Source organism: Pseudomonas sp. 13B_3.2_Bac1 (assembly GCF_025466205.1).
GTDB classification, from domain to species: Bacteria; Pseudomonadota; Gammaproteobacteria; order Pseudomonadales; family Pseudomonadaceae; genus Aquipseudomonas; species Aquipseudomonas fluorescens_H.
On sequence record NZ_JANLOG010000077.1, the window covers coordinates 70,169 to 81,406 of the forward strand.

The 11,238-nt window shown below is 62.0% G+C and carries 11 protein-coding genes; 7 read left to right on the forward strand and 4 right to left on the reverse strand.

Features of this window, described 5'->3' with window-relative positions:
- Nucleotides 1-15 precede the first annotated feature (15 nt).
- Nucleotides 16-1,356, forward strand: coding sequence for a sensor histidine kinase (locus tag NTD85_RS12720; protein ID WP_003222754.1), 1,341 nt, complete (start codon nt 16-18; stop codon nt 1,354-1,356).
- 110 nt (nt 1,357-1,466) lie between these two features.
- Here NTD85_RS12720 and NTD85_RS12725 read toward each other — a convergent pair whose 3' ends face one another.
- The gene (locus NTD85_RS12725) at nt 1,467-2,033 is read right to left on the reverse strand and encodes a nitroreductase family protein (protein WP_262142311.1); all 567 of its coding nucleotides are present in this window, start codon (nt 2,031-2,033) and stop codon (nt 1,467-1,469) included.
- Nucleotides 2,034-2,154: 121 nt separating this feature from the next.
- Between NTD85_RS12725 and NTD85_RS12730 the strand changes: the two genes are divergently transcribed.
- A complete protein-coding gene (locus NTD85_RS12730) occupies nt 2,155-3,609 on the forward strand; it encodes a TrkH family potassium uptake protein (RefSeq protein ID WP_262142312.1) in 1,455 nt (484 codons plus the stop codon).
- Here NTD85_RS12730 and NTD85_RS12735 read toward each other — a convergent pair.
- Nucleotides 3,566-4,621 carry an AraC family transcriptional regulator gene (locus NTD85_RS12735; RefSeq protein ID WP_262142313.1) on the reverse strand — a complete coding sequence of 352 codons (1,056 nt, stop codon included), beginning with the start codon at nt 4,619-4,621 and terminating at the stop codon, nt 3,566-3,568. The two genes, NTD85_RS12730 and NTD85_RS12735, sit on opposite strands and share 44 nt — an antisense overlap.
- Before the next feature lie 163 nt (nt 4,622-4,784).
- Between NTD85_RS12735 and NTD85_RS12740 the strand changes: the two genes are divergently transcribed.
- Both NTD85_RS12740 and NTD85_RS12745 read left to right on the forward strand, forming a co-directional pair.
- Nucleotides 4,785-5,096 carry a DUF962 domain-containing protein gene (locus NTD85_RS12740; RefSeq protein ID WP_003222750.1) on the forward strand — a complete coding sequence of 104 codons (312 nt, stop codon included), beginning with the start codon at nt 4,785-4,787 and terminating at the stop codon, nt 5,094-5,096.
- A gap of 26 nt (nt 5,097-5,122) precedes the next feature.
- On the forward strand, nt 5,123-5,713 hold the full coding sequence (locus NTD85_RS12745) for an HD domain-containing protein (protein WP_247840246.1): 591 nt from the start codon (nt 5,123-5,125) through the stop codon (nt 5,711-5,713).
- Nucleotides 5,714-5,825: 112 nt separating this feature from the next.
- On the opposite strand, the gene NTD85_RS12750 is transcribed toward NTD85_RS12745, so the two are convergent.
- Entirely contained in the window at nt 5,826-6,641 is an 816-nt protein-coding gene (locus NTD85_RS12750; RefSeq protein ID WP_003222748.1) for a UDP-2,3-diacylglucosamine diphosphatase, read from the reverse strand.
- Nucleotides 6,642-6,777: 136 nt separating this feature from the next.
- Here NTD85_RS12750 and NTD85_RS12755 point away from each other — a divergent pair, with 136 nt between their 5' ends.
- Nucleotides 6,778-7,542, forward strand: a complete 765-nt coding sequence (locus NTD85_RS12755; RefSeq protein ID WP_262142314.1) for a helix-turn-helix transcriptional regulator — start codon at nt 6,778-6,780, stop codon at nt 7,540-7,542.
- A 171-nt stretch (nt 7,543-7,713) separates the two neighbouring features.
- Nucleotides 7,714-8,607, forward strand: a complete 894-nt coding sequence (locus NTD85_RS12760) for a DMT family transporter (protein WP_003222746.1) — start codon at nt 7,714-7,716, stop codon at nt 8,605-8,607.
- Here NTD85_RS12760 and NTD85_RS12765 read toward each other — a convergent pair.
- A complete protein-coding gene (locus NTD85_RS12765) occupies nt 8,601-8,888 on the reverse strand; it encodes a SelT/SelW/SelH family protein (protein ID WP_262142315.1) in 288 nt (95 codons plus the stop codon). The genes NTD85_RS12760 and NTD85_RS12765 overlap by 7 nt on opposite strands.
- Nucleotides 8,889-8,959: 71 nt before the next feature.
- Between NTD85_RS12765 and NTD85_RS12770 the strand changes: the two genes are divergently transcribed.
- Nucleotides 8,960-11,149, forward strand: a complete 2,190-nt coding sequence (locus NTD85_RS12770) for a patatin-like phospholipase family protein (RefSeq protein ID WP_262142316.1) — start codon at nt 8,960-8,962, stop codon at nt 11,147-11,149.
- The last annotated feature ends 89 nt before the right edge of the window (nt 11,150-11,238 follow it).

The following is an 11,238-nucleotide window of genomic DNA, read 5'->3' on the forward strand; positions in this document are numbered from 1 at the left end:
GATTGAGGATTTTCTGTGCGTTCATTGTTCTGGCGTATTCTCGCGAGTTTCTGGCTGGCCATCGCTCTGGTGGCGGGGCTTTCGATTCTGCTCGGGCACATGCTCAATCAGGACGCGTGGATCCTCAGCCGCCATCCGGGTCTCAACACCTTGGCCGCCGAATGGACGCAAACCTACGAAGCACAGGGCGAAGACGCCGCGCAGGACATCCTCGAACAGCGCAAACGCCAATATCACATCGACGTTCAGGTACTCAACGAAAGCGGCGACCCGGTGGTACGCGGCACCTTCCCGCGTCGCGCCGCGGCATTTGAAGCCCGGCAGAACAACGACGACCGACGCCTGCCATGGCGTCGTCTCACCGACGAGTTCACCAGCGAAAAAACCGGCGACACCTACCTGTTCATCTTCCGCATCCCGCACCCGGAACTCGACGCCTGGCACCGCGAAAGCCTGCTCTGGCCGCTGAGTGCACTGGGCATCGCGCTGGTGGTGCTGACCCTGTTCAGCCTGCTGGTGACCTTCTCTATCACCCGCCCGCTCAGCCGTTTGCGCGGCGCGGTGCATGATCTGGGGCAGACCACCTATCAGCAGAACAGTCTGGCGAAACTGGCCAATCGTCGCGATGAATTTGGCGTACTGGCCACCGACTTCAACCGCATGGGCGCGCGCTTGCAAAGCCTGATCAGCAGTCAGCGCCAGTTGCTGCGCGACGTATCCCACGAATTGCGCTCACCTTTAGCGCGGCTGCGCATTGCGCTGGCTCTGGCAGAGCGGGCCAACCCGGAAGAACGGGAAAAGCTCTGGCCACGCCTGACCCGCGAATGTGATCGCCTGGAAGCGCTGATCAGTGAAATTCTGGTGCTGGCACGGGTCGATGCCGACAATGCCAGTGCTGAAGAAGTGGATCTGAATGCACTGCTGGGCACTCTGCAAAAGGATGCGCAGCTTGGCTCGCCAGAGCAGACGGTGCGCCTGGAGGCCGAGCCGCAGCTTAACCTCAAAGGCTGGCCGACCATGATCGAGCGCGCCGTCGACAACTTGCTGCGCAACGCCCAACGTTTCAACCCGGTGGGTCAGGCAATCCAAATGCAAGCCACGCGTCAGGGCGAACGAATTGTGGTGAGTGTGCGCGACCACGGGCCGGGTGTGCAGGCCGAGCATCTGAGCCAGTTGGGTGAACCCTTTTACCGGGCGCCGGGGCAGACCGCGGCCGGGCATGGCCTGGGCCTGGCGATTGCCAAGCGCGCGGCGGAGCGGCATGGCGGGAGCCTGACGCTGGCCAATCATCCAGACGGCGGGTTTGTCGCCAGTCTGGAATTGCCGTTGGTGCCGGGCGCCGTCGTGCAGCCGTAAAAACAAATGTGGGAGGGGGCTTGCTCCCGAAGGCAGTGTGTCAGGCAACATAGTTTTGTCTGATACGCCGCTTTCGGGAGCAAGCCCCCTCCCACATGGACATCAAAGGCTCAGGCCTTGGCGGGCCAGGCGCTGACAAACTCAGCCAGATCAACCTTCTCCGCCACACGCGGTTCTTTCTGCGGCGTGCCGAGGTACAGAAAGGCAATCACCTGCTCGCCTTCAGCCAGGCCCAAGCCTTTGGCCACGTGCGCCGAATAGGCCAGATCACCGGTACGCCACACCGCACCAATTCCCTGCGCATACGCCGCCAGCAAAATCCCGTGCGCCGCACAACCCGCCGCCAGCAACTGCTCGGACTTCGGATACTTGACGTGTTCCTGCAGTTTCGCGATGACCACGACCACCAGCGGCGCACGCAGCGGGCCGTTGCGCGCCTTGTCGATCATCGCTTCAGTGACTTCGCCTTCCTGCATCTGCGCCGCTTCAGCCAGCAACGCGCCCATCTGCTCGCGCGCCGCACCTTCGACGGTGAGGAAACGATACGGCTGCAAGTGGCCGTGATCCGGCGCGCGCAGGGCTGCGCCAAACAGGGCTTCGCGCTGCTCGGCGGTAGGGGCCGGTTCGACCAGGCGTGGAACGGAAACACGGTTGAGCAAAGCGTCGAGAGCCTGCATCGGCCACCTCCTGAGAAAAATGTGCGGCTATTCTAGCGGTATCCGGCAACAGGGTGCCGGTTTACATGCCCTGCCCCACGGGTAGAATGGCGCCCTTCCTACATCAGCCCGAGCGGACTTCATGGCGTTGCCGACCTTACGGATCATTGGTTTCATCATCGGCATCTTCCTGATCACCCTGGCCATCGCCATGGTCGTGCCCATGGCCACCCTGGTGATTTTCGAACGCACCGGCGATCTGCCGTCGTTCCTCTGGGCGAGCATGATCACCTTCGTCGCCGGCCTTGCGCTGGTGATCCCCGGTCGCCCCGAACACATTCATCTGCGCCCGCGCGACATGTACCTGCTGACCGTCAGCAGCTGGCTGGTGGTGTGCATTTTCGCCGCGCTGCCGTTTTTGCTGACCCAGCACATCAGCTACACCGACTCATTCTTTGAAAGCATGTCCGGCATCACCGCCACCGGCTCGACCGTGCTCAGCGGTCTGGACACCATGTCTCCGGGAATTCTGATGTGGCGCTCGCTGCTGCACTGGCTCGGCGGCATCGGCTTCATCGGCATGGCGGTGGCGATTCTGCCGTTGCTGCGTATCGGTGGCATGCGCCTGTTCCAGACCGAATCGTCCGACCGTTCGGAAAAGGTCATGCCGCGTTCGCACATGGTGGCGCGCCTGATCGTGGCGGCGTACGTCGGCATCACCATCCTCGGCAGCCTGGCGTTCTGGTGGGCCGGGATGAGCCCGTTCGATGCGATCAATCATGCGATGTCGGCGATTTCCACCGGCGGTTTCTCGACCTCCGACCAGTCCCTGGCGAAGTGGACGCAACCGGCGGTGCACTGGGTCGCGGTGGTGGTGATGATTCTCGGCAGCCTGCCGTTCACGCTGTACGTGGCGACCATGCGCGGCAACCGTCGGGCACTGATCAAGGATCAGCAGGTACAGGGGCTGCTCGGTATGTTGCTGGTGACCTGGCTGGTACTCGGCACCTGGTACTGGTGGACCACCGACCTGCATTGGCTGGACGCGCTGCGGCATGTGGCACTGAACGTGACCTCGGTCGTCACCACCACCGGCTTCGCCCTCGGCGACTACAGCCTGTGGGGCAACTTCTCGCTGATGCTGTTCTTCTACCTGGGTTTCGTCGGCGGCTGCTCCGGCTCGACGGCCGGCGGGATCAAGATCTTTCGCTTCCAGGTCGCCTACATCCTGCTCAAGGCCAACCTTAACCAGTTGATCCACCCGCGCGCGGTAATCAAGCAGAAGTACAACGGTCACCGACTCGATGAAGAGATCGTGCGCTCGATCCTGACCTTCTCGTTCTTCTTCGCCATCACCATCTGCGTGATCGCCCTGCTGCTGTCATTGATCGGCGTCGACTGGATGACCGCACTGACCGGCGCTGCCAGCACCGTGTCCGGCGTCGGCCCGGGGCTGGGCGAGACCATTGGCCCGGCGGGCAACTTCTCGACGCTGCCGGATGCGGCCAAGTGGATCCTGTCGTTCGGCATGCTGCTCGGCCGACTGGAGATCATTACGGTGTTTGTGCTGTGTATTCCGGCCTTTTGGCGTCACTGATCGGCGCCTGCAACAGCCGCGCCCGGTAATCGCCGGGCGTGGTATCGAACCAGCGGCGGAACGCGCGGAAGAAGTTGCTCGGGTCGGCAAACCCCAGCAGATAAGCAATCTCCAGCAGGGTCATGCCTGGCTGTGCCAAATATTGTTCGGCCAGTTCGCGACGGGTGTCATCGAGCAATTGCTGAAAACTCGTGCCCTCCTCCTGCAAGCGCCGCTGCAAGGTGCGCTGCGACAGATGCAGGATCTGCGCCACGGTATCGCGCTTGGGTTCACCCTGGGGCAACAAGCGGCACAACACTTGTCGCGCCTTGTGGGTCACGCGACTTTCAGAGAATCGCGCCAGGTATTCTCCGGCAAACCGATCATGCAACAGCGCCATGGCTTCATTGGCGGTGGGCAGCGGCGCTTCCATGTCGGCCCGTTCGAAAATCAACGCATCGTAAGGCGCGTTGAACATCAGCGGCGCATGGAAGGCTTGTTTGTAGGGCTGCAGGTCTGCGGGCTCGTCGCCCTGGAACAGCATTTTGACCGGGTGCAGGGTGCGCCCGGTCAACCAGCCGCACAGGCCCAGCGCACAGGCCAGCGAGGCTTCGGCGCTCTGCCGGGTCGGCGGCAGGTGATCGCCATGTACCGTGAGAATCAGCGCATAGCCTTCTTCGAGCAGGCGAAAACTCAGGTCGGCGCTTTCGGCGATGATCCGCTGATAACGCACCAGACGCTGAAAGCCTTCGGCCAGGGTGTTGCTCGACATCAGCGCATAACCGGCGACATGGAACGACGCCGGCCGCACCACCTTGCCCATGTTCAGGCCGATCGCCGGATTGCCCGACAGCTCGACCGCCCGTTGCCAGAGTCGGGTCATGGAATCTTGCGGGAAGCGCGCATCAGGATCGTCCAGGGCGGCGTAATCGAGCCCCAGTTGCTTGAACAGAACCCGGCAATCCAGGCCGTCCATCTCCAACGCTTTGACAATCCCCATCGCCCAGCTTGCAGAAGTCGTTCGTTCGCTCATGGCGTTATTCTTTTACATGATGGATCGCATGTACGACCCGATTTGCGAAGGATACTAAAGTGGCGCCCATTGTCACTGGCTGATGCCACTGTTCACTCTAGACTCAAATAAGCTACCCGCCGAACAAGTTGCCATCAGAACAATAACCACAGAGATCGCAGTCGTGGAAAACATCAAGCAATTCAACACTTTCGCCGAGTTCTATCCGTATTACCTCAGCGAACACGCCAACAGCACCTGCCGCCGATTGCATTTCATCGGCACCACGCTGGTGATTTTCATCCTGGCCATGACCATCGCCAAAGGTGCCTGGTTGCTGTTGCTGGCCCTGCCGCTGGCCGGTTACAGCTTTGCCTGGGTCGGCCACTTCTTCTTTGAAAAAAACCGCCCGGCGACTTTCCAGCATCCGTTGTACAGCCTGCTGGGCGACTTCGTCATGTACCGCGACATGATCCTTGGTCGCGTGGCGTTCTGAATCCCGACACACCCGGAGGCTTGCCGATGAACGCCAATGCCCGCTTCACCCACATGCAGGACGGCACCCAGGAAGACTGGGCGATCATCGCCGCCGATTTCAGTGCCTACGCCCGGCAATTGCCGTCGCGGATCGTCGCACACCTGAAGTTGCTGGAAGGTGACTTCGGTGGCTTCCCGGTGGATCGCCTGACCCATTCGCTGCAAACCGCGACCCGCGCCTATCGCGATGGCCGCGACGAGGAATACGTGGTCTGTGCGCTGCTGCATGACATTGGTGACACCCTCGGTTCCTACAACCACCCGGACATCGCCGCGGCGATTCTCAAACCGTTCGTCAGTGCCGAGAATCTGTGGATGGTGGAGAAGCACGGCATCTTTCAGGGTTATTACTTCTTCCATCACCTGGGCATGGATCGGCATTTGCGCGAGCAGTTCGCCGCGCATCCGCAGTATCAGGCGACGGCGGAATTCTGCGCCAGGTACGATGCGGCGGCGTTCGATCCGGCGTATGAAACCCTGCCGCTGAGCTTCTTCGAGCCGATGATGGAACGGCTGTTTGCGCAGCCGAAGCACTCGATCTACAAGGCGGCGATGGAAGAACACTCCCCGGCCTAAGATCAAAATGTGGGAGGGGGCTTGCTCCCGAAAGCGGTGTGCCAGATAAACATGTACTTACTGATATACCGCATTCGGGAGCAAGCCCCCTCCCACAGGAGATATCTGGGGTCTAGGCGATCTCGGCAACCTTGGCCGCCTTGAGCTGCGCCTCCCGCGCTTGCGCATCCGCCAGTCGATACAGCTCGATCGAGCCGTCCCAGTGCTCGATCAACGCCGTGCACGATTCCACCCAATCGCCGCAATTGAGGTAATCCACCTCCCCCACCTTGCGGATCTCGGCATGGTGAATGTGCCCGCACACTACGCCGTGCAATTCCCGTTTCACGCATTCGTGGGCGATGGCTTCTTCGAAGTCGCTGATGAAACTCACCGCGGTCTTCACCTTGTGCTTGAGGTACGCCGACAACGACCAGTAGCCGTAGCCATAACGGGCACGCCAGTGGTTGAGCCAGCGATTGAGGGTCAGGGTGAATTCGTAGGCCGAGTCGCCGAGAAAGGCCAGCCAGCGGTGATAACGGGTGATCACGTCGAACTGATCGCCATGGATCACCAGCAGATGCCGGCCATCCGCCGTGACATGCACCGCTTCGTCGACCAACTGGATGTTGCCAAGGATCAGCTTCGAATAACGGCGCAGGAATTCGTCGTGGTTGCCGGTGACGTAGATCACCTCGGTGCCGCGCTTGCTCATGGTCAGCAAACGGCGGATCACGTTGGTGTGCGCCTGCGGCCAGTACATGCCGCCACGCAGTTTCCAGCCGTCGATGATGTCACCGACCAGGTAGATCTTGTCGGCGTGGTAGCCCTTGAGAAATTGCGACAAGTGCTCGGCCTGGCAATCCCGCGTGCCCAGGTGCACGTCGGAAATCCACAAGGTACGCACCCGTTGTTTGCGGCTGGGTTTGGCGAGCTCGGCGCTGGTCATGGGCAACCCTCTGCGATATTTTCGCCAGCTTGCGCCCGCCGGGTGAATCGACCATGACAGGCAGGCGTCAGTCGTGTGACAGCGCGCAAGCCCCTTGCCCCGGTGTAGACTGGCGCTCACTTCGGAGACCTCTGCCATGCGCCCGATCCTCACCCTGCGCCAGTACACCCGCGACCTGATCGTCCACAGCCACGAACACGCCCAACTGGTGTTCGGTTTGTCCGGCGCGCTGGATTTCGAAGTTGAGGGTCAGGGCAGCCAGGTGCGCCAACAGAGTTTCGTGGTCATCCCCGGCGGCGCGCATCATGCTTGCGGCAGCCCCGATGGCAGTCGTTGTCTGGTGCTGGACGTGCCCGACGGGCAATGGCTGAACGATTCGCTGGGCGAGCATGCCGACGCCAGTCAGCGCTTGCTCGACCAGCCTGCGCGGTTGTCACTGGATGCGGGGCAAAGCCAATTGGTCAACTGGCTGGCGCACAGCCCGGTCACTGATCCGCTGATCGCCCAGCAAGGCGCGGTATTGCTGCTCGCCAGCCTGAATCACGCCAGACCCGCCGAACTCTCGGCGCGGCGCCTGCCCTACGCGGCGCTGGATGCGCACATCGAGCAATACGCTGCCTACCCGCTGCAAGTGGCCGATCTGGCGCAGATCGCCGGGTTGTCCAGCGCCCGGTTGCACGCGCGGTTCATGGCCGAATGCGGGCAGACGCCGATGGACTACATTCGCAGCCGGCGGTTGCACAAGGCTGTCTGCCTGCTGCGCGAGACGACGCTGCCCATCGGCGAGATCGCCAGTCGGGTCGGCTACAGTTCGCAGAGCGCCTTCGCGGCGGCGGTGCTGCGCGAGTTTGGCGCTTCACCGGGGCAGTTGCGCCGCGACTCCTGCGACAAAAAACGCTAGTTCGCCGACAGACTTCTGCGTCACAACACGTTTCAATGTGCATTCACCTGTAGGAGCTGCCGCAGGCTGCGATCTTTTGATCTTGCTTTGAAGGATTAAGATCAAAAGATCGCAGCCTTCGGCAGCTCCTACAGTGATCGCGTTGTATCGACAGACTCAAGAAGGATTGCAATGACTCCGCGTACCGCCCTCGGCGCCCTGCATATTGGCGCTCTGATGTTCGGCCTGACCGGCGTGTTCGGCAAACTCGCGGCTGCCTCGCCGGCGGTGATCGTCTTCGGGCGTGCTGCATTTGCCGTGCTCGCCCTGGCCTTTTTCGCCCGTTTCGCCAGCCAGAACGGCTGGCAGAAACTGCAGGCGGTCGACTGGCGGCGCCTGGTGCTCAGCGGCGTGTTGCTGGCCGGGCACTGGGTGAGTTTTTTCATCGCGGTGAAGGTCGCCGGCGTGGCGATTGCGACGCTGGGCTTTGCCAGTTTCCCGGCGTTCACGGTGATTCTCGAAGGGCTGATTTTCCGCGAACGCATCCGCGCCAATGAAATCGTGCTGGTGGTGCTGGTCAGCGTCGGTCTGGTGCTGGTGACCCCGGCGTTCGACCTTGCCAGCGGCGCCACCACCGGGCTGCTCTGGGCGGTGCTGTCGGGTCTGCTGTTCGCCCTGCTCTCGCTGACCAACCGCGCCAGCTCCGGACGCATCCCGGCGGTGCAGGCCGCGCTGTGCCAGAACGTGGTGGTCGCGCTGTGTCTGCTGCCGGTCGCCGCCCCGCAGCTAAGCGAAGTGCGTGCTCTGGACTGGCTGTGGATCGGTCTGCTCGGGGTGTTCTGCACCGGCGTCGCCCACAGCCTGTTCGTCGCCAGCCTCGCGGTGATCAAGGCGCGCACCGCCGCGGTGGTATTCGCCATGGAGCCGGTTTACGGCATCACCATCGCCTGGTTGCTGTTCGATGAAAACCCGACCGTGCGCATGCTGATCGGCGGCGCGCTGATCATCGTCGCCATTGTGGTTTCGGCGCGGATGTCAGGCAGCGCCGACAAGAAAACCGTCGCTGCCGAAGCCGCGTCTCACTGAGTGCGGTCGTTGTGACCGAGGTCGCGGTCAGGATCGATCTGATCGCGGACTCGCTGCTTGAGCACCTTGGCCTCGGGAAAACCGCCGTCGGCCTTGCGCTCCCAGATCTGCACGTCGTCGCAACTGATGTGAAATACCCCGCCGGTGCCCGGCACCAGCGAGACCTTGCCGAGGTCGTCGCCGAAGGTGCTGAGCAACTCCTGCGCCAGCCACGCGGCGCGCAGCAGCCACTGGCATTGGGTGCAATATGTGATGACGATTTCCGCTTTGGCGACGCGCATGTTCGCTGAAACTCCTGATACAGAGGGCGCCGCTATAATAGCCGGCTTTATCGCTTGCCCCGAGACTCACCATGCGCCGTTTGCTGTTCTGCCTCTTGCTTGGCTTTCTGCCCTTGTTTGTAAATGCCACCGAAGCGCCCCGCCCCAAAGTCGGCCTGGTGCTGTCCGGTGGCGCCGCCCGTGGCCTGGCGCACATCGGCGTGCTCAAGGCCCTTGAGGAACAAGGCATCAAGATCGACGCGATCGCCGGCACCAGCATGGGTGCCGTGGTCGGTGGCCTGTATGCCTCGGGCTACAAGATCGATGAGCTGGAAAAACTCGCGCTGAACATCGACTGGCAGCAGGCACTGTCCGACGCCCCGCCACGGGAAGACGTACCGTTTCGCCGCAAGCAGGATGACCGTGATTTTCTGGTGAAGCAGAAACTGAGCTTTCGCGATGACGGCAGCCTCGGCCTGCCGTTGGGGGTGATTCAGGGCCAGAACCTGGCGCTGCTGCTGGAAAGCCTGTTGGCGCATACCAGTGACACCCGCGATTTCGACAAGCTGCCGATCCCGTTCCGCGCCGTGGCCACCGACATCGCCAGTGGCGAAAAAGTGGTGTTCCGCAAAGGTCATTTGCCGCAGGTGATCCGCGCCAGCATGTCGATTCCGGCAGTGTTCGCCCCGGTGGAACTGGACGGGCGGCTGCTGGTGGACGGCGGCATGACCGACAACATCCCGCTCGACGTGGCGCGGCAGATGGGCGTCGACGTGGCGATCGTGGTCGACATCGGCACCCCGCTGCGCAACCGCAAACAACTGACCACTGTGGTCGACGTGCTGAACCAGTCGATCACCCTGATGACCCGGCGCAACTCCGAAGAGCAACTGGCCGCCCTCAAGCCCACCGACGTGCTGATCCAGCCGGCCCTGGCGGCATTCGGCGTGACCGACTTCGGCAAGGCCCAAGAAATGATCGACGCCGGTTACCGCGCCACGCGGATTCTCGACGCCCGCCTCGCTCAGCTCAAACCTCACGAATCCCAGGACGCCGAACTGAATGCCGCCCGCGCCCCAGGGCAGCGCACGCCCATCATCACCGCGATCAGGGTCGAGAACGATTCGAAAGTCGGCGACGAGGTGATCCGCTATTACATCCGCCAGCCGATCGGCGAGCCACTGGATCTGGGCCGACTGCACTCGGACATGGGCACGCTGTACGGCCTCGATTACTTCGAACAGGTGCAGTACCGCGTGGTGCACAAGGGCCAGGATCACACCCTGGTGATCAGCGCCCGGGGCAAACGCAGCGGCACCGACTACCTGCGAGTCGGCCTGAATCTGTCGGACGACATGCGCGGCGACAGCGCCTTCAACCTCGGCGCCAGTTACCGCATCAACGGCATCAATCGCCTCGGCGCGGAATGGCTGACCCGGGCGCAGATCGGCGACAAACAGGAACTGTATACCGAGTTCTACCAGCCGCTGGATGTCGGCTCGCGCTACTTCGTCGCACCGTATGCTGCGTTCGAAGCACAAAACGTCGACTCGGTACTCGACAACGATCCGATCGCCCAATACCGCGTGGAGCGCTATGGTTTCGGCCTCAACTTCGGCCGGCAGATCGGCAACAACGGCGAAATCCGTTTCGGCGTCGGCGAGGCCTGGGGCAAGGCCGACGTGCGAATCGGCGATCAGGACCTGCCAAGCGAAAACTTCACCGAAGGTTTCTACTCGCTGAAGTACTCGTTCGACTCACTGGACAACGTCTACTTCCCCCATGAGGGCAAGGACGTCAGCCTGACCCTGATGCAATTCGAACCGGGTCTGGGCTCGGACACGCGCTACCGGCAATGGGAGTTCAAGCTGGACAAAGCCATGAGCCATGGCCCGGATACGCTGATTCTCGGCGGGCGCTATGGCCGAACGCTGGACGACGCCAACGTGGTGACTTCGAGCTTCCTGCTCGGCGGTGCGCGGCAGTTGTCGGGCTTTCGCGAGGATTCGATTTCCGGGCAAAACGTCAGCCTGATGCGTGCGGTGTATTACCGCCGACTGACGCCGCGCGCTTACCTGCCACTGGATTTCCCGCTGTATGCCGGAGCTTCGCTGGAACGTGGCCGGGCGTGGAACAACGACAATGAATTCGACAGTGGCTACATCAATGCCGCCAGTGTGTTTATCGGCTTCGATACGCCGTTGGGGCCGTTGAACTTCACGTATGGTTTGAATGATGCGAATGAGCAGGCGGTTTATCTGAATCTGGGGCAGACGTTTTGAGTACTCAGGTGGATTGATATTGCCTGCCCTGACGCCTTCGCGAGCAAGCCCGCTCCCACAGTTGGAATGCATGTCCCTGTGGGAGCGGG

Coding starts and splice junctions, on each gene's coding strand:
- NTD85_RS12725 (WP_262142311.1), bottom strand. CDS start 2,033: ATGCAGGCTCTCGACGCTTTGCTCAACCGTGTTTCCGTTCCACGCCTG.
- NTD85_RS12730 (WP_262142312.1), top strand. CDS start 2,155: ATGGCGTTGCCGACCTTACGGATCATTGGTTTCATCATCGGCATCTTC.
- NTD85_RS12735 (WP_262142313.1), bottom strand. CDS start 4,621: ATGAGCGAACGAACGACTTCTGCAAGCTGGGCGATGGGGATTGTCAAA.
- NTD85_RS12745 (WP_247840246.1), top strand. CDS start 5,123: ATGAACGCCAATGCCCGCTTCACCCACATGCAGGACGGCACCCAGGAA.
- NTD85_RS12750 (WP_003222748.1), bottom strand. CDS start 6,641: ATGACCAGCGCCGAGCTCGCCAAACCCAGCCGCAAACAACGGGTGCGT.
- NTD85_RS12755 (WP_262142314.1), top strand. CDS start 6,778: ATGCGCCCGATCCTCACCCTGCGCCAGTACACCCGCGACCTGATCGTC.
- NTD85_RS12760 (WP_003222746.1), top strand. CDS start 7,714: ATGACTCCGCGTACCGCCCTCGGCGCCCTGCATATTGGCGCTCTGATG.
- NTD85_RS12765 (WP_262142315.1), bottom strand. CDS start 8,888: ATGCGCGTCGCCAAAGCGGAAATCGTCATCACATATTGCACCCAATGC.
- NTD85_RS12770 (WP_262142316.1), top strand. CDS start 8,960: ATGCGCCGTTTGCTGTTCTGCCTCTTGCTTGGCTTTCTGCCCTTGTTT.